Here is a 26,328-nt window from a genome sequence, read left to right on the forward strand (position 1 = left end):
AAAAAGTAACAACCGAAAAAGTAAAAAAAGACTATATATGTTTATTTACAAACTAAGATTTAATGCATTATTTCTGCAAGCTGCTTTGCTGTTATTGGCAAATAGTGCGTGGGCTCAAATTCAAAATACAAATGTTTTAAATGAACCGCCAGACATTAGTAAAGATTTTGAGGATTACAGAAACACATATTATTTAGCTGATGAATTAGCTTCCTTTAATCCTGAAACAGGGGAGGGAACCATTAAATACCTCAGACATAATTATGCGACTCGTCAGGCATTTAATAATATGTTAAGCAAGTTGGCGCCTTCAGAAGCTAATGAATTTCCAACAACCGAATATGCAGTTTCGCCAGAACTACCGTTTTCAATTGACTTTGTTTCGGACAGAACCTTACGCATAAAAGCCACATCCGGTCCTCAGTTTAGAAATGAACAATCCTCTTTAATGTTGGTTGATGGCGTGGCGAAATACGCCAGAAATTTATGGTCGTATTCCAAAGTGGACAATGGCCATAAATACACCAGTAGCAAGGGTTCGGTGGTCATAACAGAAAAGCCATGGCATATTTATATTTACGATGCTCAAGGGAAGTTATTGACCAGCACGTTGCATCTAGATGATGTAAAAAGCACATATACACCAGTAACACCGTTTTCATTTGTAAGGCGTGCTGAGGATTACTCAAGAAGTATGGGTGTTGTTTTTTCCATGTCGCCCGAAGAAAAAATATTCGGATGCGGTGAGTCGTTTACCCAATTTAATAAGCGCGGACAAAAAGTGGTGTTATGGACCGATGATGCCAATGGGGTGCAAAACGAAACCATGTACAAACCCATTCCATTTTACATGAGCAGTCGTGGTTATGGCGTATTTATGCACCATTCAACACCAATTACGGTCGATTTTGGTAAATATTTTAATGGCGCAAATTCAATGATGATTGGTGATGACGAAGCCGATTTGTTCGTTTTCATTGGAGAACCAAAAGATGTTTTAGATCAATACACGGACCTCACGGGAAAACCAGACATGCCACCACTTTGGTCATTTGGATTTTGGATGAGCCGTATCACTTATTTTTCTGAAGATGAAGGAAGAAACATTGCAAAAAACTTAAGAAAGCATAAAATACCCAGTGATGTCATTCACTTTGATACCGGCTGGTTTGAAACCGATTGGAGGTGCGATTACGAGTTCTCAAAAAATCGATTCGACAATCCTGAAAAAATGATTGCCGATATGAAAGACGAGGGCTTTAACGTGTGTTTATGGCAATTACCATATTTTACGCCGAAAAATACTTTGTTTGATGAAATTGTTGAAAAAGGATTGGTAGTAAAAGACCAAAAAGGTAACATACCCTATGAAGATGCTACTTTAGATTTTACTAATCCTGAAACGGTGGCTTGGTATCAAGATAAAATAGGAAGTTTGCTAAAACAAGGTGTTGGTGTTATAAAAGTAGATTTTGGTGAAGCAGCACCAGCGTCAGGAATTTACAGTAATGGCAGAACAGGGTTTTATGAGCATAATTTGTTTCCGTTGCGTTATAATAAGACGGTTGCCGATATAACAAAAAAGATAACTGGCGAAAGCATTATTTGGGCACGAAGCACTTGGGCCGGCAGTCAACGTTACCCATTACATTGGGGTGGTGATGCCGCAACTACCAATACGGCAATGGCAGCAACGTTACGCGGGGGGCTGTCATTAGGCCTATCTGGGTTCTCATTTTGGAGTCACGATGTGGGCGGATTTACCACCAAAGCTCCCGAAGATCTATATAGAAGATGGACACCTTTTGGTATGTTAACATCTCATGTGCGCAGCCATGGGGAGCCACCAACAGAACCTTGGGAATACAGTGAAGAATTTTTGGAAGGTTTTCGAGCTGCCGATAATATGCGATACAGATTAATGCCATACATCTACGCACAAGCAAAACATGCTTCAGAAAATGGCTTGCCCATGCTTAGAGCATTATTTGTTGAATATCCAAACGACCCTGGGTCTTGGTTAGTTGATGACCAGTATTTATTTGGTTCGGATATGCTGGTGGCACCATTGTTTGAAAATGTTGCCGAACGGAGTGTTTATCTTCCGGAAGGTAAATGGATAGATTATCAAACAGGAAAAGTTTACGAAAAAGGTTGGCAAACAATTCAAGTGGGCGACATCCCAATTATTGCACTGGTTAGAAATGGCGCGGTAATTCCACATATAAAATTAGCGCAATCCACAAAAAACATGGATTGGAGTAACATTGAACTTAAGGTTTATGTTTCTAATACCAATGAAGCAAAGGGAAAATTATTTTTACCAAGTGATTCCAATTTATATGAATTGACTTTAGATAGACAAGGTCAAAATTTCGTCCTAAAAAACAATCCGGTTTCGAAAAAAACAAGATTCAAAATCACAAAATAAAGAGAACAAAATGTATAAACAGTTTTTAGTGACTTTCTTTGCGGCCATGAGTTTTTCTTGTGCCCAAAAGGAAAAAATAGATAGTTACAAGCTTACATCGCCAGATACTAAAAATAAGATTGTTTTTAAACTGGAAAAGGGCGTTCCTACTTATGAAGTGGGACATAACGAGAAAAATGTATTAAACACCTCGAAACTTGGTTTTGTTTTCAAGGAAAACGATTCGCTATGCAACAACTTTGAAGTTATAAGTGCCGAAGAAACCGCTTTTGATGAAACATGGGAACAAGTGTGGGGCGAAAAGCATAATATTCGTAATCATTATAATCAACTTTCGGTAACGCTTCAGGAAAAATCAGGTTCTAAAAGAAAAATTGAAATCCAATTTAGAGCCTTTAATGATGGTATTGCTTTGAGGTATATCTACCCAAATCAAGGCCAGAGCGATTTGGTAATCATGGACGAACTAACCTCATTCAATGTCGCTAACGATGGCGATACTTGGTGGATTCCTGCATACAAAACCAATCGCTACGAACATTTATACACAAAATCCAGATTAAGCACGATTGATACGGTACATACACCATTAACCATAAAAAGTGATAATGGATTATACCTGAGTTTCCATGAAGCCAATTTAAAGGACTATGCCAGCTATACCGTGGCACATAACGAGGGAACGCATTTTGATTTAGACCTTATGCCATGGAGTGATGGCGACAAAGTAAAAACAAATGGTAGCTTTACAACCCCGTGGCGCACCATTCAAATAGGAGAAAGACCAGGTGATTTAATTGAGTCGTATTTGGTTTTAAACTTAAACGACCCTAACAAAATAGAAGACACGAGTTGGATAGAAACCTACAAATACCTTGGTGTTTGGTGGGGTATGCACATTTCAAAATACACCTTTTGGGAAGGGCCAAAGCACGGAGCGAGCACCAAAATTTCAAAAGAATATATTGATGCTTCAAAAAAACTGGGTATTCATCATTTGTTGATTGAGGGTTGGAATAAAGGATGGACACCGGCCTGGTATGAAAACAAAATGCACGAGTTTAGTTTCACGGAATCAACCGATGATTTTGATTTAAAAGAAGTAACCGATTATGCTAAATCGAATGACGTAAAAATTATTGGATATCATGAAACAGGTTCAAACATCATCAATTACAGAAAACAAATGGATGAGGGGATGAAACTATATCACGATATGGGCATCAATGATATAAAAATTGGGCAAGTGGGCGATATGCTGAATATGACCGAATGGCATGGTAGCCAGTTTGGGGTTCAATATTATAGAGATGTTTTGGAAAAAGCTGCCAAATATAAATTAACAGTCAATTTCCACGAACCGATTAAGGATACCGGCGAGCGTAGAACCTACCCCAACATGATGGCGCGAGAAGGTGCTCGAGGACAAGAGTACAATGCCTGGAGCGAAGGCAACCCGCCAAACCACACTACAACTTTACCGTTTACGAGAATGTTGTCCGGACCTATGGATTTTACACCGGGTGTTATTGACGTATTGGAAACAAAAGGGTTTAATAACCGACGGGTTCATACTACGGCAACAAAACAATTGGCACTTTATGTAACCTTATATTCACCCATTCAGATGTTGGCCGATTTACCTGAAAATTATATCGATAAACCAGAGTTTCAATTCTTGGCCGATGTACCCACCGATTGGGAAGATACAAAAATTTTAAATGCCGAAATAGGAAAATACATAACTACGGTGCGTAAGGATTTAAAATCAGACGACTGGTATTTGGGCAGTATGACCGATGAAGACGCTCGAAATTTAGATATCGATTTATCCTTTTTGGATGAAGGAACATTCGAAGCCCAAATTTATGCCGATGCCGAGGGCACAGATTTAAATAACAATCCTTCAAAAGTGGCTATTTCCAAAAAGCAGGTTTCGGCTTCAGACAAAATGACATTAAAATTACCCTCTGGTGGCGGAACAGCTATTCGCTTCAAAAAAATAAAAAACTAAAACGAACTAAAAATGAAAACCAAATTTTTATACATACTTACCTTGGTGGTTACTGTTCAAATAACCTCTTGTAGGGAAAACAAAGCGGTTGAGGTCGCCACGGAAAAAATGATTTCAAAGGAATATGAAGGGAAGCCCATAACCCATGAATATGATGAGAAAATCGATAGCCTTATTGCAGAAATGACCATTGAAGAAAAATCGGGAATGTTACATGGTAATAGCATGTTTGCTACAAAAGCCGTGGGGCGTTTGGGCATTCCTGAATTAACCATGGCCGATGGGCCTTTGGGAGTTCGCGAAGAAATTTCTCTTGATTCTTGGGCTGCCGCTGGATGGGACAACGACTTTGCTACCTATTACCCCGCTGGTGGCGGTTTGGCTGCGACGTGGAATACCGAGCTTTCGTATTTATTCGGAACCAGTGTGGGCGAAGAAGCTATTGCGCGTGATAAAGATGTGTTGCTGTCGCCAGCCATTAATATCATCCGTACACCACTTGGAGGAAGAACTTACGAGTATTTTACCGAAGACCCATTTCTAAACAAAAAAATCACTGTGCCATTTATTGTGGGCGTTCAGGAAAACGATGTGGCGGTTTGCGTAAAACACTATGCCGCCAATAACCAAGAAACCAACAGAGACTTTGTTGATGTTCAAATTGACGAACGCACCCTTCGCGAAATTTATTTGCCAGCCTTTAAAGCGGCTGTTACTGAAGCCAATGCCTATAGCTTTATGGGGGCTTACAACAAATTTAGAGGCGAATATCTCTGTGAAAATAAATACATGCTTACCGATGTTTTGAGAGATGAGTGGGGATTTAATGGTATTGTAATCTCAGATTGGGCGGCTGTTCACGATACTAAAAAATCCATTGAAAGTGGCTTGGATGTTGAAATGGGAACGCCAAAACCGTTTAACGAATTCTTTTATGCCGGCAGCTTGATTGAAAAGGTAAAAGCGGGTGAAATAGCTGAAGCTGATGTCGATAAGGCCGTTAAACGCATATTGCAATTGATGTTTACTTTAAAAAGTATAGACGATAAAGGTCGTGCCAAGGGAAGCATCAATACCGAAGACCATTTTCAAGATGCTTACAAAATAGCGGCAGAGTCTGTGGTACTTCTAAAAAATGAAAAGGGGCAGTTGCCGTTAAACACCGATAATATAAAAAGCATTGCCGTAATAGGTAATAATGCTAAAAAGAAAAATGCATTGGGCGGATTTGGTGCTGGGGTAAAAACTAAGCGAGAGGTAACACCCTTGGAAGGTTTACAAAATAGACTGCCTGAAACCGTAACAATCAATTATGCCGAAGGCTATTTAGAGCGCTATTCCAACGATGAAAAAGCCAAACTTGGAGACATTACTTTAAACGGGCCGGTTACCATTGATGAACTGGAGCCAGAAATGCTTGAGGAAGCCATCGAGGCAGCTAAAAATTCTGATGTAGCTATTGTGTTTGCAGGGTCTAATAGAGATTACGAAACGGAAGCTTCAGACAGAGCGAGCTTAAAATTACCATTTGGGCAAGAAGAGTTAATACAAAAAGTATTGGAAGTTAATCCCAATACTATTGTGGTTATGATTGCAGGGGCGCCTTTTGATATTCAGGAGGTCAGTGAAAAATCTTCGGCTTTAATTTGGAGTTGGTTTAATGGTTCTGAAGGCGGTAATGCTTTGGCTGATGTTATTTTAGGAAAGATTAATCCTTCTGGAAAATTACCATGGACGATGCCCAAAAAACTGGAAGATTCGCCGGCACATGCCACCTATAGTTTCCCCGGAGATAAAAACGTAACATATACCGAGGGTATTTTAGTTGGTTACCGATGGTTCGATACTAAAAATGTTGAGCCGCTTTATCCATTTGGTTACGGATTATCGTACACCAATTTTGAATTTTCAGACCTAAAAACGGTTAAAGAAAATTATGATGCTGATGAAACCATAGAAGTGTCCTTCAACATAAAAAATTCAGGAAGTATGGACGGTAAAGAAGTGGCGCAACTTTATGTTTCAGACCCCGAGTCGTATGTTGAAAAAGCCGCTAAAGAACTTAAAGGATTCAAAAAGGTTGAGGTTAAAAGTGGCAATTCCAAACAGGTCACCATTAATTTGCCGGTAAGCGAATTGGCCTATTACAATGAGGTTAAAAAAGAGTGGTTAGTAGAGTCTGGTATTTATAATATTAAAATTGGAAATTCTTCCAGAAATATTCTAGGCGAAGTTTCTGTTCAAATTAATTAAAATGAAAAAAATGAAAAAATTCAAGAGTAAACTCATATTAGCCTTTTTGTTCCTTTTTGTTCAAATAGGTATGTATTCATGCAGTTCAGACACCACAAATGATGAACCCGAAGAAGAGGAAGAAGAAGTAGCGAAAACATTGACTGCCGATAAATCTTCTATAAATTTTGATAGCACCGAGGGCACACTGGAAATTACCATCTCCACAAATGTGGACACATGGGTAATAAGTACTTCGGGTACCAGTTGGTTGTCTTTAAGTGAATCTTCGGGTAGTGCTGGAACCACATCGGTTTCGGTTACAGCCGAAGCCAACACAAGCATTAATGACAGAACATCAACAATTACCATTAATGCCAATGCGGTGGATGCCGTAAAAGTTCAAGTAACGCAAGAAGGCGTAAATTCAACCAATGGTATTTATCCGGATTATAACCTAAATCCATTACCGGCCGATATGACTGGTATGAGTAGCACTGCTACAGAAATTGCTTCGAAAATATCACTGGGGTGGAACATTGGAAACACCTTGGAAGCTACAGGAGGGGAAACGGCTTGGGGAAATCCTAAGGTTACCAAAGATTTGATTGATTTTGTAAAAGCCAGTGGTTTTGATGCTATTCGAATCCCATGTGCTTGGGACCAATATTTGGCAGATGCCGATAATGCTAAACTTCAAGAAAGTTGGTTGAACCGTGTAAAAGAAGTTGTTCAGTACTGTGTGAATAATGATATGTATGTTTTACTGAACATTCATTGGGACAACGGATGGCTGGAAAACAACATTAATGAAGCCAGTAAAGTGCAAGTCAATGCCAAACAAAAAGCTTATTGGGAACAAATTGCTACCCACTTACGCGATTTTGATGAGCATTTGCTATTTGCCAGTGCTAATGAACCGGCGGTTGAAGATGCCGCTCAAATGGCTGTTTTAAACAGTTATCACCAAACCTTTATTGATGCTGTAAGGGCTACGGGCGGTAAAAATGCTTACCGTACTTTAGTTGTGCAAGGGCCATCTACCGATATTGAAAAAACGAATAATTTAATGACCACTTTGCCAACCGATACGGCTGAAAACAGAATGATGGTAGAAGTACATTATTACACGCCTTGGCAATTTGCCGGACTAACCGAGGATGCCTCTTGGGGTAAAATGTATTACTATTGGGGTAATGGGTATCATTCGGCATCCGATACCGAACGCAATGCCACATGGGGAGAAGAAGCAGATTTACAAAATTATTTCGCTTTGATGAAAACCCAGTTTGTAGATGAAGGAATTCCGGTTGTTTTAGGTGAATTTGGAGCCATTCGTCGAACAAGCTTAACTGGAGACGCCTTGCAACTTCATTTAGATTCAAGGGCATATTATTTAAAATCGGTTGTAAAAGAAGCGAAAGCCAATGGGTTACTTCCATTTTACTGGGACGAAGGCAGTTTGGGCAATAATGGCTTTGGAATTATAGAAAGAAGCAACAATAGCGTTTTTGATACACAAGCATTAAATGCGTTAATAGATGGTTTGAATGAGTAAAATATGATTAATAGTTATTTAGTTTGAGTTAGTTTTTTAAGATTCTGGTCTGTTTCACTATAGGCAAGAATCTTTTTTTATTTTATGACAACTGAATTATATTGATAACCAAAGCAGTACATTTATATTAATGAAAAATCTATTTTTAAAGTTAGTTTGGTGTTTCCTCGTAACACTAAGTGTTAGTGCGCAAGACGCATCCAAATATTTTCCAAAAGAAGATTTAATGTCCATTGGGATATATTATTATCCCGAGCATTGGGACAAAAACGATTGGGAACGCGATGTTAAAAACATTTCAGAAATAGGTTTTGAGTTCATCCATTTAGCTGAATTTGCATGGATAAATTTAGAACCACAAGAAGGTGTTTATGATTTTAATTGGCTTGATGAGGTTATTGGTTTAGCTGAAAAGTATAAGTTGAAAGTCATTCTTGGAACACCAACTGCGATTGCTCCCGTTTGGTTAGGTATAAAACATCCCGAAATTTATGCAATGGGCTCCAACTATTTACGGGCGGAACATGGAACACGCGCGCAACAATCGTTATGCAATGAAACTTGGAGAGATTTTTCAAAAAAAATCATAACAAAGTTAGGTGAACGTTACGGTCAAAACTCCACAGTGATTGGCTGGCAATTGGATAACGAACCCGAAGCTAAAGAAGATTACAGTCCATCATCACAAAAAGCCTTTCAAAAGTGGCTTCAAAAAAAACATAAAACAATTGAAGGGTTAAATCATGCTTGGGGCAATGCATTTTGGAGTCAGACGTATTCTAATTTCAATCAAATAAAAATCCATAACGCCAATCATGTGGGGTGGTGGGGAACCAACCCGCACGCTTTATTGGATTTTAAACGGTATTCTGCCGATACGCAAGCCGGTTTTTTAGATTTTCAAGCTGAAATACTTCGGCCGCTAATTTCAAAAAAACAATATATAACCACCAATTATACGGCAACAACCTATGGAGCAGACCCACAACGAACCGATAAATTGGATTTCAATGCGTTTACCTCTTACCCTAATAAAGGGCAGGCTAATATAGGTGAAAATGGTTTTCGCTTAGGCGACCCGAAAGAATTATCGTTTGCATTAAGCTACTTTAAACAACCTGAAAATGTTTCAGGAATTATGGAACTGCAACCAGGGTTTGTTAATTGGGGGAATATTAATCCGTTGCTACAACCAGGGGCTTTGCGTATGTGGCTGTATCATTGTTTTGGTGGTGATTTATCGTTTGCATGTTCTTATAGATACCGACAAATAAATTACAGTGCAGAGCAATATCACAGTGGTATTACAACATTAGATGGTGTAATATTATCGCAAGGCGGTAAGGACTATAAACAGGTTATTGAAGAAATGAAAGAGTTAAGGGCAGCCTATAACCCCAATGCCAAAATGCCTTCAGAATTAAAAAAACGAAAAACAGCTTTATTATGGAGTCATGATAATTGGTGGGGGTTGTCTCGCCAAAAGCAAACAAGTCAATGGAATACATTAGGCTTTTTTCAGAAGTATTTAGAAATTGTAAAATCGTTTGGGGCTCCTGCGCAAATAATCAATGAAACTGACAATTTGAACGATTACCATGTGGTTGTTATTCCCGCTTTCGAAATGGTTGATAACGCACTTATAAAAAAATGGGAAGATTATGTAAAACAGGGCGGAAACTTGGTGTTAACCGTTAGAACGGGAGTAAAAGACCGAAACGGACATTTATTTCAATCGGCTTATGCAGAAAAAATTTATCCTCTTATTGATGCCAAAATTGAGTATTTCGACCATTTATTACCGCATACTAATGGCACCATTGAAAGCTCAGGGAACACTTATTATTGGAACAATTGGGCCGATTTAGTTGAAGCCAATCACGAAGAAAACGTTTTGGCTACTTACACCAATCAATTCTATACCGGTAAAGCAGCCGTGGTAATCAACAAGATTGGAAAAGGAACTGTAACCTATATTGGTGTTGATACTGACGATGCTGACTTAGAAAAATATATTCTTAAGGCAGTATATAGTAATGCCAACATTTCAACAGAAAATTATCCTGAAGGCGTATATGTGCAGTGGCGCGATGGGTTTTGGGTTGCTGTAAATTATTCGTCAAAAGCATATTCATTAGAATTATCTAACAAAGCCGAAATTCTTATCGGAACAAAAATGGTAGAATCAGGTGGTGTAACTATATGGAAATAATCCAATAAGTTATGAAAGACAACAAAAACACATTAAACTCTTTAGTTATATGTACAAGGAGTTGGTTATTGGTTAAATTGTTTTTTAGCATTCAATTTCTTTTAGTCTTTTTTATAACTAGCACATTGTTTGCACAAAGTGCAATGATTAATGTTTCAGGAAGAAATACTATATCGCTTAACGGCAAATGGTATATCGTTATTGACCCAATGGAAAAAGGCGATTGGTTAAAAGTTTGGGAAGATAAAAAACCAGAAAATAAAACAGATTTTATAGAATATTCGTTTGATGAGGGTCCTGTTATTAATGTCCCAGGAGATTTCAATACACAATTACCAGAACTGGTATATTACGAAGGTACCGTGTGGTATAAAAAGGGTTTTAAGTATCAGTTGAATAAAAGCAAACGCTTATTTCTTCATTTTGGAGCCGTTAATTATAAGGCAACAGTTTATGTAAACGGAAAATTAGTAGGAATCCATGAAGGTGGGTTTACACCGTTTCAATTTGAAATCACTAATTATCTAAGCGCATCGGAAAACACTGTTATTGTTAAAGCAAATAACCAAAGACATGAAGAAGATATTCCAAGTAAGGGATTCGATTGGTTTAATTATGGAGGTATCACAAGAGATGTCTATTTGGTAGAAACGCCAAATTCTTTTATCGAAGATTATTTTATACAGTTAAAAAAAGATTCTTTTGATGAGGTTTTAGGATGGATAAAATTAGAAGGGGTTACTGCTTCAAAAAAAGTAAAATTGAGCATTCCAGAATTAAAAATAAATGTCAATACCAAAACAGATGATAATGGATTGGCTATAATAAAATTTAAGTCAAAATTTGAACTTTGGAGTCCAGAAAACCCAAAATTATATCAAGTTTTAATTCAAAGTGAGAGTGATACAATTCAGGATGAAATAGGTTTTAGAACCATTGCCACAAACGGCACAAAAATCAAGCTTAATGGAGAATCTTTATTTTTAAAAGGAGTTAATATTCTTGAAGAAATGCCAACACGAGCAGCAAAAGCTTATTCAGAAGAAGATGCAAAAACACTATTAAATTGGGCAAAAGAATTAGGTTGCAATATGGTTCGTTTGGCTCATTATCCTCATAGTGAATATATGGTTAAACTAGCCGAAAAAATGGGGTTAATGGTTTGGGAAGAACTTCCAATCTATCAACATATTCAATTTTCAAATAAAAAAGTGGAAGAAAAAATGGGTATTATGCTCAAAGAAATGGTTAAACGAGATAAAAACCGATGTGGCGTGATTATTTGGAGTCTGTCAAACGAAACCTATCATTTTACACCAAATAGAGACAGTGCCTTAATAAAACTATCAAAACAATGTAAAGTTTTGGATTCAACCCGATTAACAACAACAGTTATATCTACACAAGAATATAAAAATAACACATTCAATCTTTGGGATTCTTTGTATAATTATTTTGATGTTATTTCTGTAAATGAGTATGTGGGATGGTACGTTCCGTGGCAAGGTTCACCCGAAAATACCCAATGGGAATTTGTAAATAGTGACAAACCAGTAATTATTTCTGAATTTGGCGGAGAAGCACTTTATGGAAACACCAAGTTACCTAAAGATGCTGCATCAAGCTGGTCTGAAGAGTATCAAGAGCAAATTTACAAGGACCAAATTAAAATGTTTAAAACCACTCCAAATTTAGCTGGAGTATGCCCTTGGATTTTGTTCGATTATAGGTCTTTATCAAGAATGCACCCTATTTATCAAAAAGGATGGAACAGGAAAGGCTTGCTTTCTGAAAAAGGAGAAAAAAAGAAAGCTTGGTACATTATGAATGCATATTATCAAAATTTAAAAAACTAAACAAATGAACCTTTTAAAAAAGACGACCTTTTTATTAGTGTTATGTTTTATAACAAGTTGTTTACAAAACAAAAAAGCAGTAACATATGAACCAAATTGGGAATCGTTAGCTAAATATGATGAAGCTGCCGAATGGTTTAAAGATGCTAAATTCGGAATTTATGCCCATTGGGGTGTCATGTCGGTTCCGGCGTTTGCCAACGACTGGTATGCCCGAAATATGCATATTGAAGGTAGTTATGAGTATAAACATCATATGGAAACTTATGGAGACCCGTCAGAATTTGGGTATCACGATTTTGTGCCGATGTTTAAGGCTGAACATTTTGATGCAGATGAATGGGCAGAATTATTCGAAAAATCAGGGGCTAAATTTGCTGGGTTGGTAGCTGAACATCACGATGGTTGGTCGAACTGGGGTAGTGAAATTAATCCTTGGAACGCCGTTGATATGGGGCCAAAGCGCGATGTATATGGCGAATTGGCAAAGGCTATTCATAAAAAAAATATGAAATTAGTGGCATCGTTCCATATCGCTAGAAACCATCAAATTTTTAAAGAAGAGCCTAGAAAATGGTTGAATGATACATCATATTTTCCGTATAACCCTAAAATGGCGACAGCCTCGGAAGACCCAAAATTGGCTAAAATGTACGGTAATATTTCCAAAGAAAAATTCAGCAACGATTGGTTGGGGCAACTAAAAGAAGTGATTGATAATTACGGTCCAGATTTAATTTATTTCGATAGCCAAACACAAAAAGTACCCGAATCGTACAGAAAGGAATTTGCGGCTTATTATTTTAACAATGCCGTTGTTAAAAACAAGCAAGTCGTTTTTACACATAAAGAAGGCGAATTTCCAAAATCGGTGAGTTTGGAAGATTTTGAAAAAGGCAGAATGAACAGAATCACAAAAGACTTTTGGTTAACAGACGAAACTGTATCTGTAGGTAGTTGGAGTTATACCAATACTTTAGGACTTAAAACTCCGGCCGAAATTATTCATGTGCTGGTTGATGTGGTTAGTAAAAATGGGGCTTTAATGCTTAATGTTTCCCCAAAGGCCAATGGTATTATCCCACAAAACCAACAAGATATTCTTTTGGAAATAGGTGAGTGGTTAAACGTCAACGGAGAAGCCATTTATGGCTCGCGTCCATGGATGGTTTTTGGTGAAGGGCCAACAAAACAGGAAAAGTCAGGAATGTTTTTAGATAAAATTACCTACACCCCTCAAGATGTGCGTTACACCAAGAAGGGAAATACTATTTATGCTACTATTTTGGGTTGGCCAGGGAATGATGTGGAAATTACCCTGAACTCCTTTACCGAGGAAGTTTTGGGTGAAGACATACCAAGTATTAAAAATCTTTCTATTTTAGGCTACAATGAAAATATCGAATTTAACCAAACGAGCGAAGGTTTGAAATTTATAACTCCAGCTAAAGAAATTGATAACAAAGCATTCATCGTTAAAATTCAAACCCATTAAACTTATGAAAATTATCGTATCACTACTATTTTTATGTTTAAGCATTATTTGCCATGCACATGTTGAATTGCCAAAACTGTTTTCAGATGGTATGGTGTTGCAACGCAATAAACCCATTCCTGTTTGGGGCTGGGCAAAACCTAATGAAAAAATAACGGTTTCTTTTAAAAATCAAAAACTAAAAACCAAAGCGGATAAAACTGGGAAATGGAAGGTTGTTCTAAAAGCAGAAAAAGCTGGCGGACCCTTTTCAATGAACGTACAAGGAAAAAATAATATTGTTTTAGATGATGTTTTAATTGGTGAAGTTTGGATTTGTAGTGGGCAATCCAACATGGAATGGCCGGTAAGTCAATCCGATAATTTTGAAGCCGAAAGGAACGACAGCGATTATCCTAATATTCGCCATTTTCTGTTAGAAAAGGATATGGCTGGGAAACCTAAAGAAAAATTGAAAGAAGGAAATTGGGAAGTTTGTAGCAATAATACGGTAGGCCAATTTACGGCTGTCGGCTACTTTTTTGCGAAACAGTTATATGAGAAACTTGAAATTCCCGTAGGAATAATTAATACCTCTTGGGGCGGAACCTGTGTTGAAACTTGGACCAGTAAACAAGCTTTTGAAAATAACGATGAGTTTAAAAGTATGATTGCTGAAATGCCAAATATTGATATCGATTCATTGCAAAGTATTCAAATAAATCAAATCGCTAAGCGAATTGAGCGTATGCAGGGGGATAAAATAGATGTTTCTAATGAAAATTATTTTATGGATTTAGGTTTTAACGATTCAAAATGGCCAGAAATGTATGCCCCTAAATTATGGGAAAACCAAGAATTGGGAGAATTAGATGGTACTGTTTGGATGCGTAAATCGTTTATGGTTTTAAAAGAAGATGCTGGTAAAAAAGCCGTTTTAGAATTGGCAAAAATCGACGACCAAGACACCACTTATGTTAATGGAGTTGCTGTAGGCACCACAAAACGATACGATGAAAAACGTGTTTATCAAATAGACGAAAATATTTTAAAAGAGGGAAAAAATACTATTGCCATTAAAATATTTGATTATGCCGGCGGTGGTGGTATTTGGGGGAATGCAGTAGATTTGCAACTTTCAATAGGTGATACAGTAATCCCTTTAGCTGGAGATTGGAAATTTCAAGTCGTGGACTTTAAAAGTTCACTTTCACCCAATAGTTACCCTTCTTTATTATATAATGCCATGGTAAATCCATTGATTCCTTATGCCTTTCAGGGTGTCATTTGGTATCAAGGCGAAGCCAATGTCAATAGAGCAGAACAGTACAAAAAAGCATTTCCTTTAATGATTAAGTATTGGAGGAACCAATGGAATCAGGGTGATTTTCCATTTTACTTTGTGCAGCTATCCACTTTTGATGAGTTTGGAGGAAACAGTAACAAAGGAAGTAAATGGGCCGAATTACGGGAAGCTCAAAGTTATACCTTGCAAACCGTTAAAAATGCAGGAATGGCCGTAACAATAGATATTGGAAACCCCAAGGATATCCATCCAACAAATAAGCAAGATGTCGGCAGTCGATTGGCAGCAATCGCTCTGAATAAAGTTTATAAAAAGGATAATGTTTATAGTGGACCAACTTATGAATCAATGGCTATTCAAAATAATAAAGTGGTTTTGACTTTTGACAGTATTGGTAGTGGATTAACGACTCCCAATAAATATGGATATTTAAAGGGGTTTGAAGTTGCTGGTGAAGACAAAGTGTTTCATTATGTGAAAGCTGTTATAAAAGGCGATAAAGTTATTATTTCGTGCAAAGCTGTTAAAACCCCAAAAGCTGTTCGATATGGTTGGGCTGATGACGCTGGTGATTGTAATCTTTATAACAACGAAGGTTTTCCTGCATCACCGTTTAGAACGGATCGATGGGATAAATTAACTTCAGGTGAAATCTATAAGTTTTAGGATAATATTATTTTTTTAATTGTACAGGTAATAACTTTGTTTTAGACATCAACAGTTCTCCAAGATCTATTCTTTTTAGGTTTCTAAAGGGGTTAAATAAACCAAAGCTACCCATATACTTAATTGGTATTGTTGTTGTAAATAATAAAATGTCTTCTAAAATTTATTTCATTTGTTTTATAGGGTATATCAGAACACTCATATTCGAATAATGGCTTTAGACCAAGTTCATTAAAGAATTGTTTAATAGTATAAGATTCATCCAGTTCTTTAATAGTCTTAATTTGCCACAATAATGCTACCGATGCGCTTCTCATTAAGGAGGCATACCAAACATTTTCATTTAATTGTAATCTGGTGGTATAATGATTCACTGTATTTCTATAAATACTATCTGTTAACGCGTGGTGAATCTGTCTTTCAAATGATAGTGAATCAATTCTATTAAACCAAGGAAATCTATTGACATATTCTTCATTTTTTCTTAATGAGAATTCTAAGGCTTTACTTTCCCAAAATCTATGTTATCAATAAGGCTTTTAACATATTTAATATCTGGAATCAATTTTTGATATTGTTTTGGTAACTGTTTCTCTGAAGTAATGGTTTCAACAAGTCGGTCATCCAAAAATTTAATGGTACGTGTGCCAAAGGGATTGTTAATTAAATTAGGAGTTTCAAAAATCATCTTATGAGTCACCTTATTTTGGTTTAAAAGCGTTTGGATTGAATCTATCTCGTAACCTTATTTTAAGAACTTATTGCTTTCTTTTATATTAGTTTCTAACTCATTTTCAAGCAATGAAAAAACACTTTCTATATCGTTATTGATTTTGCGTTTTTCATTAAAATTATTTAGCTGCAATGCTATTAGAATTCCAATAACTAAAAGTATAATTTCTCCAAAAGCATATTTAATGTACTTTCCAGTTTTTCCTTCTGAAAGTAAGTTTTGCCTAATTTTTCTAAAGAATTTTATCATTGGTTAGCGGTTGGTCATAATTCTGACTAACAGTAAATTTAGTTATTTTTTGTTCTTATCCTTTTATTCATAGTCGATTAACCTAATTTTTATCTCTTTTTTTTATAAAAAATCTCAAAATTTTAGTGTTATCTGGAGAAATTAATCTCAGTTTTCCGTGATGTGGGGAATGAAGCACAACGTTGTTGTGTATGGTTAGTTGCGTGTTTAAGCAACTAATTTAGTAAACAAAAACGAGCGCGAGAAAATTCCGAAGGAATTTTCCAAATAAGCACTTGCCAAAGCAATTAATTATACACGGTGTTACCACAAGTTTTTTATTCGGTTCGTTGTTCAAATTCAGTCCAATATTTTTTACTTAATTCGGATAGTTGCTCAAAAGTCATTTCGGTCAATGATTGGTCATAAATTTTTATTCCTTTACAATCGAAATTTAAACTTCCTCCTATTAAGGCTGTTTTCGGTTGTTCAATTTCTACGTCGACTTGATATTTTCCGTTTTCGATTTTACAAGTGAAAATATTGTATTCCAATTGTCTGATTTTTTCTAAATCCGATATGTTTTTTCGAGGGAACCCTTTGTCAGACCAAGGTTCGAACTCCAATTCAGTCGGTTCAATTAGGTCAAGGTAAAAAGACTCAAATTCTGGGTTAATCATCTCCGATAAATAGTAACAATCGATTTTTAATTTCAGTCCGTTTGAGTGATTTTTAAATCCGCAAATTGTTCCATCGTGAAAGATTGAAAAAGTCTGTCTGATATTTTCTTTATCGATTGTCATTAAATTTGTGGTAACGGTTGGATAAACGCAATTGCGTTTATCCACATTATATTTATTTAAATATAAATATTATTCCTACAAATAAAACGGTTTTTATAAAATTAAACTATTTTGAGCCTTATATTTTGGAGTCTTACAAATAAATGTAAACCACCTCTTCAGTTTCTACATCGTAAAACGGGCGTCTTCCAAAATTATCATTTGGCATATTTTTGATAGGTAAGTACCGTGTTCCAGAAATAAAAGCCTTTAATTCCTGGATGTCTTTTTTGGTGGCCGATTTGGATTGTATTGGGGTTAGTAATGCCTTTCCTGCTTCATAAGCAACCATACCAACCACTGTTTCACCAACGCCTGTAAACTTCATTGTTTCCTTTTTAGTTATGTTTTCGGGTTTCTCATTTACCGCTGGTAGTTTGTCATTGGTTAGGGCTGGGGTGCTGGGTTTTGTCTTTCTGGCGTGATATGCCTTATTCCTGCAGCTGTTACTGCAATACTTCTGCACACGCCGTCTTTTGGGTTCAAATTCTTTAAAACAATAGGTACAGGTATAAAATCTACTTTCCATAATTTAGCGTAAAATAAACGTTTGTTTGACGTATAATTGAATATTTAACCGTTGATTTTCTGTTTTTCGGTGACATTTGTAACCTTATTTAGGGCCTATATTAAAAACCGATTCCAATAAAAAGGCATCCGCATCGGCATTACTGATTATCTGAGGTTTTTTAGGTTTTATATTATTATTTTTGGGTTTAAGCGTTTCGTTAGAAGTCTTTCCATTTTGATTAAAATGCATTGATCTATCTTGAAAAGGGCTCCCAGTTACAAAACCAAAAAACTTGGTCTTGATTTCTGTATGGTGCTTTAAAAAGGCACCAGATTGTAGCTTAAATAACTCGCTAATGTTCCCAGGTACACCATTGATGTATTTAGCTAAGTGAACAGACATTAAACAGGTTAGGTTCATATGGATATCCAGATGCTCCCAATACCTTGTCATTAAAAACTGAAATTGACTTTCTCCCAACTTCGATTGTGCGTCAATCAATAAAAAGACGTTTTCTTCAAAGACATTACATTTAGTCGATATTTCAAGTCTTTTAAACTGCGCCTCATTTGCTGTAAGCTCACCTTTTCGGTTCATGAACACCACGGTATTTGTAGCCTCTATGGGGATTAAATCTTTAAACTCGGTCTGTTGGAAATCCTTGTATAAGTATTCGGGTATATAAAAAATATATGATCTGATAAGATTGTCCCTAACGGTCTTAAAAATCTCGTTCATGTGCTATTTCAATAAGTGTGAATAATCATCTGCAACAGCGGCATCGATACTGCGTAAATACTTTTCTAAAGCATCCATGGTAGAATGCCCCGAAATCTGCATAATCCTGCTTTTTGCCTCGTGGGGCGGGTATTGTTTTATCAGCGACTGATATAGTTTAGTAATGAATGTATGTCTGAAGCTGTAAAGCCCATAGTTTTCGCCAAGTCCAAAATGGTCTTTGACCACTTTCTTAAAGCGTTTGGAAAAGTAATTTCTCTTATTGTTCTCTTCCGTGTCCCAGGCACCGCCCAATTTTTCAGGAGTAAACAAAAAACTATCGGGATCCAGTTTGCTTAGATCCGGAAGCTCGTTTAACAGCATGTCAGGGATGCGCTTTACCTCAAGGGCACTGTTCTTTGACTTATATTGAAGCAACCCCTCTTTAACATTGATGTCCTTAACTTTTAACCGACAGACTTCTACAGGCCTTAAAAAGTTGTATGAAATGAACTGAATAAAAAGGAGTAGGACGGGGTCTTCCTTTTTTAAATAGTTGAAAATTTTGGTCTGTACAGCTTGGGAATAAGTTTTGTGGCGTTCTGGCTTTGTTCTCAGTGCTTTAATTTTCTTAACAGGGTTTGCACTGATAACATCGTTATCTGCCATGGCCTGCAGTAAAGAACTTAAATTGGTTCTTCTGTTATTATAGTTTCTGGCACTGGTGTTGGAAAGTACCTGGTTGAGGTACTGTTGGATTAAAGGCTTGTCGACCTGTTCAATGGTAGTTGCTTTAGAGTGGTTTTCTTTTATCCAGTCGATAAATTTATACGCATGGAACTTATAATCTTTTAAAGTTCGCTCACTGACAACATTGGTTTTTAGGTGTAAGCTCAGATCGAAAGCTTCTTTTAGGGACTTGCCATTAGGTTGGATTGCTGTGGTTTCATTATTAGAGGTTTCGACTGCAACCGGTTTAGGATTTTGAGGTACTTCAGAACTGGAAGTAGTTTTAACCCTGGTACCGGCCTTTTCTTTTTCGAACAAATGTTCGTTATTTTCAAAAGGACTGTAGCCTTTTTTGAGAAGAATGAGCAGTCTTTTTCTATAAACCGTTAAAACAGCCAATCGGTCTTCCTTTTTTTTATGGGTATTGGCAATCCCATAAATATTTTTCATACGCTCTAGTTTTCCTGTTTCAGGATTTCGGAACGAAAAATAGACGTACCAACGTTTACTTAAATCACCGTTGGCCGTGTAGATTTTTGGGGATGAAAATTGGGGCTTTTTACTCAAATCGTGTTCTAAATCGTGTGCAAAAACGTGTTCACTTCTGTGTTCAAATGTAAGAAAATCATTTAATAAAGACATAAAAAAAACGGTTTGGAAAACCTAAACCGTTTGTTTTGAAATGATTACATTATGTAGCGAGAGGGGGGCACGATCCCCCGACCTCCGGGTTATGAATTCTGAATCAATTGTATCTATATGGTTTTAAATGTGTTTAAAATCAATTGATTATGAGTATTTTGTGTTTTTTGTGGATGATAAAAATTCAATAAAAATCATGAAAAAACACCAAATGTTGTACCTATGTTGTACCTGAATTTTGTATCTTTATACTAATAAAAACAAGAGCTATGTCAACAATACAGGCAGTTTTGAGACGAAAACCAAACAGCGCAGGTTTGTTTCCTCTAGCCATTCGTCTTACCAAAGATAGGAAATCTTCTTATTTATACACAGGTCAGTATATTGATGAAAAATATTGGGACAGTAAGCATAGTAAAGTAAAAAAATCTCATCCCAATTCTAAGCGATTAAACAATTTGCTACTTAAAAAGCTTTCAGAAGCGAATGACACCTTATTGGATAGTGATAGTAGTCGTGTAGACCAATCTGTAAGTAAAATAAAAAAGACAATAGTAGGAGAAGATAAAAAAGAGTTTTTTGAGATAAGTACAATATTCCTCGGTAATCTCTTAAAGCGTAAAAAGTTCAATCAACATTACAATCAAAGTAAGAGAATTGAGATTTTTAAAAACTTTATTGGTCGTTCAGAATTATCTTTTACTGATTTAGATTTCACATTGCTAAAAGGATTTGAAGCACATCTTCTATATGAAAGAAAGGTTTCACCACGGACAGCCGTTAATTATCTCATGCTTATTCGTACAATCTACAATTTTGCCCGTAAGGAATTTAATGTAAACGATAATAACTATCCGTTTGGTAAGGGTAAAATTCAGATTAAATTTCCTGAAACAGAAAAAATAGGTTTGAATAAAAAAGAAGTTCAACAATTAGAAAATGCTGAAGGTATAACCCAAGCTCAGCAACATGCTGTCCATGTTTGGTTGGTTAGCTTTTATTTTGCAGGTGTCAGAGTAGGGGATGTTCTTAAACTTAAATGGTCTGACTTTAAAGATGGTCGCTTATATTATCGTATGGGTAAAAACCAAAAACTTGTTTCTTTGGCTGTCCCAGAGAAAGCACAGATAATATTAAATTCTTACGAAGAGGAAAAAGGAAATAAGAATGGTTTGGTTTTTCCATTTCTAAAAGGCACTAATTTAAAAAATGAGAAAGAGGTTGCAACCAGAGTTAAAACAATAACAAGAAACCTTAATCGACGATTAGCAATAGTGGCAGAAAAACTTAAAATCGATAAGAAGTTATCTATGCATATTGCTCGACACAGCTTTGGTAATATTTCAGGAGACAAAATTCCAATACAGATGTTGCAAAAGCTTTATCGTCATTCTTCCATAACAACTACGATAAACTATCAGCAAAACTTCATGCACAAAGAGACGGATGATGCGTTGGATTCAGTTATTAATTTTTAAAACAAAAAGAATGAGAAAGTTTTCTAAAGAAGAAATAGAAAAAATATTTAATGACGCTCCTAAAATAGCACCAGAATTAATTGATGAGATTTATGAGGTTTTAGAAAAAGATGGGGTTGAAGCAGTTAATACTTTATTTGATACAAAAGGCACTTTCAATCCAAACTTCGAGAACAAACAAGCTGTTATAGACTTTATATCTATAATGAAGAAGTTCTCACAACTTAAATTAACCCCAAAAGAGGAAGCTGTTTTAAATATGAGAGTAAGTAAGAATTAAGAGAAGTCAGTTTCTAAATTTTTACGATATTAGCTTTATGCAAGTTGTCTGTTTACAAGAAGAAGCATTTTATAAACTTTTTGACAAGGTGGTTGAACATCTTGAACAAAAACGTACTAAGGAGACACCATTTAAGTGGATTGATGGTGAAGAGGCTATGAAATTGCTGAATATTTCATCTAAAACTACTTTGCAAAAATTAAGGGATGAAGGGAAAATTCGTTTTTCCCAACCTCAAAAGAGAATTATTCTTTATGACCGTAATTCAATAGATGATTATTTAGAGGGTCATGCTCGTGATACTTTTTAAGCTATGGAAGAACAAACGAAAGTAGATAAGGATTATATAGAAGCTTTTAATCAGGGCTATGAGGTAGCTAAAGAACTTGGACTAAAACCAGAAGATATTGATGGTATTAATGCAGGAAAAAATAGAATGCAGGCAATGAAAGATGGCATGCAGCAATATTCTAAAGAACTAACTCAAGAAAAGAATAAAGATATTATCCCTCCGTTTGATATGGATAGTATTGATAATTCTTATATCGATTTGGAGCCTACAAAAAACGATAAGGATAAAGATATTGATTTAGAACTTTGACCAATATAGGTGGTTTTATAATGCATAAAATTTAAAATGAGCCGATTAATTTTGTTAATCGGCTCATTTTTTATGTCAGTACACTATATCATTTTAATAGGTCATACTGCCTACATGACAAAAATAGATCTGTTTAAAATTTCTGAAATCGAACTCACCTATAAGCGAAAGGTGAGAGCAAGTGACCGTCCGAAAGTATCATGTTCAAAAGACGGTTATGAGTTGTTTCGTGAAAATTGGGATGATATGACGATTAACTTGCAAGAAGAATTTAAGCTCATGTTACTTGACCGTAATAATCACTGCATGGGTATAATCCCTATTTCTAAAGGAGGAGTATCAGGGACATTCGTTGACCCAAAACTGGTGTTTGCGTCTGCTTTAAAGGCACGTTCTTGTTCTCTCATACTAGGGCATAATCATCCATCGGGAAACATAAGCCCAAGTGAAGCGGATAAACGTCTTACTGAAAAACTTGTGCAAGGGGGTGAATATTTAGATTTACCTATTCTTGATCATATCATTATCACAGACGAAACCTATGCTTCATTTGCAGATTTAGGTTTAATGTAGCGGTCTTCCAGAAAAGTACGTTTCAAAAAAATCTTTTTGTTTCCTTACTGCCACAGAAATAGGTGTGCCGTCATTCATCGTTACTATTCCCGTCTTTTTGTTATACGCTTTCATTTGCTTGGTATTAATCAAATAGGATTTATGCACTCTATAAAAATGACTTTCTTCTAATAGTTCAGTACAATATTTTAATGTTTTGGAAATCAAAATCTTTCTTTCATCAGTTAAAAAGAAATCAGCATAATTACTTTCTGATTTTATATATAAAATGTGTTTTGACTCTACTTTAAAAGCACCTGACGATGTGGGTAGATGAATGCATTTATAGCCGTTGGGATTATTAAAGTTATGTTCAAGGCTTTTTAAGCGTTCCAGATGTTCTTGCTGGGTTATCTTATCCTCAACTCGTGATAGAGCATCCTTAAAATCATCTGCATTAATTGGTTTCAATAAATAATGCAGGGCACTAAACTTAAAGGCTTTAGCAGCATATTTGTTATAAGCCGTGGTAAATATTACATCAAAATTTATAGTGGGTGTAAATGCGTTAAGATAATCGAAGCCTGTTTTAGAACCTAAAACAACATCCAAAAACACAAGGTTGGGCTGTGTCTTTTTGGTCAAAGCGATAGCTTCTTCTAAGGTTTTTGCTGTGCCACAAATAGTATAATCGCTATATGGTTTTAAATGGTCTGCTAACGCATTAATTGCGTGTTGCTCGTCATCGATTATCAAGGCTTTTATCATGGGCTAAAATTCTAAAGACAAAGGTATTTGTATTATGACACGAACGCCTTGCTCTTTTTCAATAATCTCAACTCGTGCTTCCGACCTTTTAATCTGTTTAAACAACTCAACTCTGTTTTGGACACCGCTTATTCCAAACGATTTTTTATCTGTCTCTTGTTTCTGTTTTATGCCTAAACCATTATCATCAATAGTACAAACAAGCGTATTTTGTTCTTTTTCAAAAGTGATTGTTAGCTGTCCTTTTCCCTTTTTTTCTGGAAACGCATACCAAATGCTATTTTCAATAAATGGTTGGTAAAGGGCAGGCGGGACTAGGGTGTTTTCTTCATCAATATCACTGTCCACATTAACGGTATAATCAAATCTATTTTCAAGTCTTTGCTGTTCTAATTTGATATAGCCTTCTAAAAATTCTATTTCTTTTTCTAGGGGTATTTCTGCCTTTTGAGAATTGTCCAATATTTTACGCATTATGGCTGCAAACCTCTCAATATAATTGCGTGCCTTATCTTTTCCGTTTTTTTGTACATAGTCACCAATGGAGTTGAGACTATTGAATATAAAATGAGGGTTTAACTGTGCCCTTATTTTTTGAAGTTCGGAAGTGGCTAACTGACCTTTTAATTTTGCTTCTTTATTACGTCTTACAAGTGTTAAAACTATTCCCAAAACAACAATACCAAAAATACCTGCTCCTATACTAATATTTCTAATGAGCATTTGCTGTTTGATTTCGGCTGCATCAATGGCTTTGTCTTTTTCAAAATTTGCCTGTAATACTGCTTTTTCTTTTTCGTATTCGTATTTGGCTTTTAAATTGGCGTATTCATCTCTCTTTTCATTTGAAAGCAAGCTATCTTTAATCATAAGGGATTCAGCCTGTTCTTTATAAGCTCTCTTATAATTGGCTTTTAAGAATAAAGCCTTTGATAAACCTTCTTTAGCCAGAAACATAGCTCTTTTATCTTCTGCTTTTTTTGCATAGATGTAGGCAGAGTCAAACTGAACAAATGCTTTTTGAGATTGATTTTTGTCTAGATAAATATCACCAAGATTTTTATAAACTGTTGAAAGGTTTGTATTGTGCTCCAACTCTTTATATATCAATTTAGCTTTGTTTAAGTTTTCAATTGCGTTTGGGTATTGTTTCAGTTCACTATATGTAATGCCAAGATTTGTAAGACCATTTGCTAAACGATATTTATTATCCAGTTGTTCTTTAAGCTTTAAAGACTCTTTATGCGCTTCCAATGCTTTTTGATGTTGTCCTAATCTTCCATACAGTTTGCCAATATTTGCGTAGGTATTTGAAATACCAACTTTATAGTTATTCTTTTTATGGAGGATTAAGGCTTTGTTTTGATATTCCAGTGCTTTTTCAAAATCAGAAATCTTCTCATAGAGCAATGCAAGATTACCTTGAAGTTCGGCATAAAATTGTGTGGTGCTATTGCCTGTAAGCTCTAAAAACAACAATCCTTTTTGAAACGTTTCAATCGCTAAAGAGTAATCGCCTAAGTACATCTGATTTAAACCAATTAGATTATAGCTTCTGCTCATTCTTATTGAGTCCTTACCTTTTTTATAGAACCCAAGAGCTTCTTCAACATGATTGAGAGATTTTTTATAATTCGATCTATAGAAGTAAAAATTGCCAATATTAAAAGTTAAACCTGCTACAAATTTTTGATGCCCTGTTTGTGCATAGATATTTTTTGCTTTCTCGTAAAAAACGATTGTTAATGAATCTTTTCCCTGATTTTGGTAATTAAAGCCTTTACGTTCATAAGCTATTCCTAGCTGCAAGGAATCTTTATCTTTGATTGCGTTTTCTATGGCTTTATTGGCTCTGTCTATTCCTTTCTCCGAATTGGAAAAAGCGTAATACCAACTTAGTTCATTAAGGTTTTCAGCGATGCTTAGTCCATTACTTGGGTTTAAAAGCTGTTGTTCTAAAGAATCAATGACTTTTTGTTGTGCTATAAGATTATTCGTGATTAAAAGAAATAGACTTAGAGCAAAAACGCTTTTTATTTTCATTAAGTTGAAGTTGATAGATTAATTGCTGCTCTAATTTATATTTTTTTTCCAACAAAGGCTTATTGTAAATATAAAAACAACACCTTTAAAACGTTAACTAAATAATTTCGACGTAAACTAATTCAAACGCAATGTAATAACCAAAAGCACATATCTTTAGTTCAGATAAGGACTTTAAAATTCAACATACTTTCGCTTCCTGTAGAAAACTGGTTTTATACAATCCAAGCGAAAGACAAGGCACTAGGCTCATGGTTTCCATGGGCTTAGTTGCTATATAGGAATAACAATGGTTTATCCGATTTTTTAGACTAGTTGTATAAAAAAATAGAAAAAGGTTTGGCAAGATTATTGGAATCTCTATCTTAGATTCACTAAACGTAAATTGTATAAAACATAGATATATAACGAATAAATAAATTTTAAAATACAAGCGTTAGCTAACGAATTCGCTC

General features: G+C 35.7%; 21 protein-coding genes. 13 read left to right on the forward strand and 8 right to left on the reverse strand.

Annotation, left to right across the window (positions count from 1 at the left end; translation table 11 throughout):
• Window positions 1–37 precede the first annotated feature (37 nt).
• The 8 genes from ACIEHO_RS13960 to ACIEHO_RS13995 all read left to right on the forward strand — a co-directional run bounded on the left by ACIEHO_RS13960 (window position 38) and on the right by ACIEHO_RS13995 (window position 15,749).
• On the forward strand, window positions 38–2,431 hold the full coding sequence (locus ACIEHO_RS13960; protein ID WP_406972781.1) for a glycoside hydrolase family 31 protein: 2,394 nt from the start codon (window positions 38–40) through the stop codon (window positions 2,429–2,431).
• A gap of 10 nt (window positions 2,432–2,441) precedes the next feature.
• A complete protein-coding gene (locus tag ACIEHO_RS13965; RefSeq protein ID WP_406972783.1) occupies window positions 2,442–4,445 on the forward strand; it encodes a glycoside hydrolase family 97 protein in 2,004 nt (667 codons plus the stop codon).
• A 12-nt stretch (window positions 4,446–4,457) separates the two neighbouring features.
• The gene (locus tag ACIEHO_RS13970; RefSeq protein WP_406972785.1) at window positions 4,458–6,698 is read left to right on the forward strand and encodes a glycoside hydrolase family 3 C-terminal domain-containing protein; all 2,241 of its coding nucleotides are present in this window, start codon (window positions 4,458–4,460) and stop codon (window positions 6,696–6,698) included.
• Between the two features lie 10 nt (window positions 6,699–6,708).
• The gene (locus ACIEHO_RS13975; RefSeq protein WP_406972787.1) at window positions 6,709–8,235 is read left to right on the forward strand and encodes a cellulase family glycosylhydrolase; all 1,527 of its coding nucleotides are present in this window, start codon (window positions 6,709–6,711) and stop codon (window positions 8,233–8,235) included.
• A gap of 130 nt (window positions 8,236–8,365) precedes the next feature.
• Window positions 8,366–10,447, forward strand: a complete 2,082-nt coding sequence (locus tag ACIEHO_RS13980) for a beta-galactosidase (protein WP_406972789.1) — start codon at window positions 8,366–8,368, stop codon at window positions 10,445–10,447.
• 11 nt (window positions 10,448–10,458) lie between these two features.
• On the forward strand, window positions 10,459–12,303 hold the full coding sequence (locus ACIEHO_RS13985) for a glycoside hydrolase family 2 protein (protein ID WP_406972791.1): 1,845 nt from the start codon (window positions 10,459–10,461) through the stop codon (window positions 12,301–12,303).
• Window positions 12,304–12,307: 4 nt separating this feature from the next.
• On the forward strand, window positions 12,308–13,798 hold the full coding sequence (locus ACIEHO_RS13990) for an alpha-L-fucosidase (RefSeq protein WP_406972793.1): 1,491 nt from the start codon (window positions 12,308–12,310) through the stop codon (window positions 13,796–13,798).
• Window positions 13,799–13,802: 4 nt separating this feature from the next.
• The gene (locus ACIEHO_RS13995) at window positions 13,803–15,749 is read left to right on the forward strand and encodes a sialate O-acetylesterase (RefSeq protein ID WP_406972795.1); all 1,947 of its coding nucleotides are present in this window, start codon (window positions 13,803–13,805) and stop codon (window positions 15,747–15,749) included.
• 496 nt (window positions 15,750–16,245) lie between these two features.
• Here the strand turns inward: ACIEHO_RS13995 and ACIEHO_RS14000 are convergent, their stop codons facing one another.
• The 6 genes from ACIEHO_RS14000 to ACIEHO_RS14025 form a co-directional block, all read right to left on the reverse strand.
• Window positions 16,246–16,449 (reverse strand): hypothetical protein, encoded by a 204-nt coding sequence (locus ACIEHO_RS14000; protein WP_406972797.1) that lies wholly within the window; start codon window positions 16,447–16,449, stop codon window positions 16,246–16,248.
• A gap of 45 nt (window positions 16,450–16,494) precedes the next feature.
• Entirely contained in the window at window positions 16,495–16,731 is a 237-nt protein-coding gene (locus tag ACIEHO_RS14005) for a hypothetical protein (RefSeq protein WP_406972799.1), read from the reverse strand.
• 317 nt (window positions 16,732–17,048) lie between these two features.
• Window positions 17,049–17,558 carry a hypothetical protein gene (locus tag ACIEHO_RS14010; RefSeq protein ID WP_406972801.1) on the reverse strand — a complete coding sequence of 170 codons (510 nt, stop codon included), beginning with the start codon at window positions 17,556–17,558 and terminating at the stop codon, window positions 17,049–17,051.
• An 88-nt stretch (window positions 17,559–17,646) separates the two neighbouring features.
• Window positions 17,647–18,081 carry a hypothetical protein gene (locus tag ACIEHO_RS14015; protein WP_406972803.1) on the reverse strand — a complete coding sequence of 145 codons (435 nt, stop codon included), beginning with the start codon at window positions 18,079–18,081 and terminating at the stop codon, window positions 17,647–17,649.
• 84 nt (window positions 18,082–18,165) lie between these two features.
• On the reverse strand, window positions 18,166–18,801 hold the full coding sequence (locus ACIEHO_RS14020) for a hypothetical protein (RefSeq protein WP_406972805.1): 636 nt from the start codon (window positions 18,799–18,801) through the stop codon (window positions 18,166–18,168).
• 3 nt (window positions 18,802–18,804) lie between these two features.
• Entirely contained in the window at window positions 18,805–20,151 is a 1,347-nt protein-coding gene (locus ACIEHO_RS14025; protein WP_406972807.1) for a tyrosine-type recombinase/integrase, read from the reverse strand.
• Window positions 20,152–20,420: 269 nt separating this feature from the next.
• On the opposite strand from ACIEHO_RS14025, the gene ACIEHO_RS14030 reads away from it, so the two are divergent.
• Genes ACIEHO_RS14030 through ACIEHO_RS14050 form a run of 5 tightly spaced genes read left to right on the forward strand, consistent with a single transcriptional unit; the run spans window position 20,421 to window position 23,083 of the window.
• Window positions 20,421–21,629, forward strand: a complete 1,209-nt coding sequence (locus ACIEHO_RS14030) for a tyrosine-type recombinase/integrase (RefSeq protein ID WP_406972809.1) — start codon at window positions 20,421–20,423, stop codon at window positions 21,627–21,629.
• Window positions 21,630–21,639: 10 nt separating this feature from the next.
• Window positions 21,640–21,909, forward strand: coding sequence for a hypothetical protein (locus ACIEHO_RS14035; protein WP_406972811.1), 270 nt, complete (start codon window positions 21,640–21,642; stop codon window positions 21,907–21,909).
• A 37-nt stretch (window positions 21,910–21,946) separates the two neighbouring features.
• Entirely contained in the window at window positions 21,947–22,219 is a 273-nt protein-coding gene (locus ACIEHO_RS14040; protein ID WP_406972813.1) for a helix-turn-helix domain-containing protein, read from the forward strand.
• 3 nt (window positions 22,220–22,222) lie between these two features.
• Window positions 22,223–22,510 (forward strand): hypothetical protein, encoded by a 288-nt coding sequence (locus ACIEHO_RS14045; protein ID WP_406972815.1) that lies wholly within the window; start codon window positions 22,223–22,225, stop codon window positions 22,508–22,510.
• Between the two features lie 36 nt (window positions 22,511–22,546).
• Window positions 22,547–23,083, forward strand: a complete 537-nt coding sequence (locus ACIEHO_RS14050) for a JAB domain-containing protein (RefSeq protein WP_406972817.1) — start codon at window positions 22,547–22,549, stop codon at window positions 23,081–23,083.
• On the opposite strand, the gene ACIEHO_RS14055 is transcribed toward ACIEHO_RS14050, so the two are convergent.
• Window positions 23,075–23,830, reverse strand: coding sequence for a LytR/AlgR family response regulator transcription factor (locus ACIEHO_RS14055; RefSeq protein WP_406972819.1), 756 nt, complete (start codon window positions 23,828–23,830; stop codon window positions 23,075–23,077). The two genes, ACIEHO_RS14050 and ACIEHO_RS14055, sit on opposite strands and share 9 nt — an antisense overlap.
• A 3-nt stretch (window positions 23,831–23,833) precedes the next feature.
• A complete protein-coding gene (locus ACIEHO_RS14060; RefSeq protein ID WP_406972821.1) occupies window positions 23,834–25,873 on the reverse strand; it encodes a tetratricopeptide repeat-containing sensor histidine kinase in 2,040 nt (679 codons plus the stop codon).
• Between the last annotated feature and the right edge of the window lie 455 nt (window positions 25,874–26,328).

This window comes from Flavisericum labens, assembly GCF_045446075.1.
In the GTDB taxonomy this organism is placed as follows: domain Bacteria; phylum Bacteroidota; class Bacteroidia; order Flavobacteriales; family Flavobacteriaceae; genus Flavisericum; species Flavisericum labens.

Excerpts from the sequence above, each read along its gene's own strand:
- ACIEHO_RS13960 (WP_406972781.1), top strand. The coding sequence starts at position 38 with ATGTTTATTTACAAACTAAGATTTAATGCATTATTTCTGCAAGCTGCT.
- ACIEHO_RS13965 (WP_406972783.1), top strand. The coding sequence starts at position 2,442 with ATGTATAAACAGTTTTTAGTGACTTTCTTTGCGGCCATGAGTTTTTCT.
- ACIEHO_RS13970 (WP_406972785.1), top strand. The coding sequence starts at position 4,458 with ATGAAAACCAAATTTTTATACATACTTACCTTGGTGGTTACTGTTCAA.
- ACIEHO_RS13975 (WP_406972787.1), top strand. The coding sequence starts at position 6,709 with ATGAAAAAATTCAAGAGTAAACTCATATTAGCCTTTTTGTTCCTTTTT.
- ACIEHO_RS13980 (WP_406972789.1), top strand. The coding sequence starts at position 8,366 with ATGAAAAATCTATTTTTAAAGTTAGTTTGGTGTTTCCTCGTAACACTA.
- ACIEHO_RS13985 (WP_406972791.1), top strand. The coding sequence starts at position 10,459 with ATGAAAGACAACAAAAACACATTAAACTCTTTAGTTATATGTACAAGG.
- ACIEHO_RS13990 (WP_406972793.1), top strand. The coding sequence starts at position 12,308 with ATGAACCTTTTAAAAAAGACGACCTTTTTATTAGTGTTATGTTTTATA.
- ACIEHO_RS13995 (WP_406972795.1), top strand. The coding sequence starts at position 13,803 with ATGAAAATTATCGTATCACTACTATTTTTATGTTTAAGCATTATTTGC.
- ACIEHO_RS14005 (WP_406972799.1), bottom strand. The coding sequence starts at position 16,731 with ATGATAAAATTCTTTAGAAAAATTAGGCAAAACTTACTTTCAGAAGGA.
- ACIEHO_RS14015 (WP_406972803.1), bottom strand. The coding sequence starts at position 18,081 with ATGGAAAGTAGATTTTATACCTGTACCTATTGTTTTAAAGAATTTGAA.
- ACIEHO_RS14020 (WP_406972805.1), bottom strand. The coding sequence starts at position 18,801 with ATGAACGAGATTTTTAAGACCGTTAGGGACAATCTTATCAGATCATAT.
- ACIEHO_RS14025 (WP_406972807.1), bottom strand. The coding sequence starts at position 20,151 with ATGTCTTTATTAAATGATTTTCTTACATTTGAACACAGAAGTGAACAC.
- ACIEHO_RS14030 (WP_406972809.1), top strand. The coding sequence starts at position 20,421 with ATGTCAACAATACAGGCAGTTTTGAGACGAAAACCAAACAGCGCAGGT.
- ACIEHO_RS14035 (WP_406972811.1), top strand. The coding sequence starts at position 21,640 with ATGAGAAAGTTTTCTAAAGAAGAAATAGAAAAAATATTTAATGACGCT.
- ACIEHO_RS14040 (WP_406972813.1), top strand. The coding sequence starts at position 21,947 with ATGCAAGTTGTCTGTTTACAAGAAGAAGCATTTTATAAACTTTTTGAC.
- ACIEHO_RS14045 (WP_406972815.1), top strand. The coding sequence starts at position 22,223 with ATGGAAGAACAAACGAAAGTAGATAAGGATTATATAGAAGCTTTTAAT.
- ACIEHO_RS14050 (WP_406972817.1), top strand. The coding sequence starts at position 22,547 with ATGAGCCGATTAATTTTGTTAATCGGCTCATTTTTTATGTCAGTACAC.
- ACIEHO_RS14055 (WP_406972819.1), bottom strand. The coding sequence starts at position 23,830 with ATGATAAAAGCCTTGATAATCGATGACGAGCAACACGCAATTAATGCG.
- ACIEHO_RS14060 (WP_406972821.1), bottom strand. The coding sequence starts at position 25,873 with ATGAAAATAAAAAGCGTTTTTGCTCTAAGTCTATTTCTTTTAATCACG.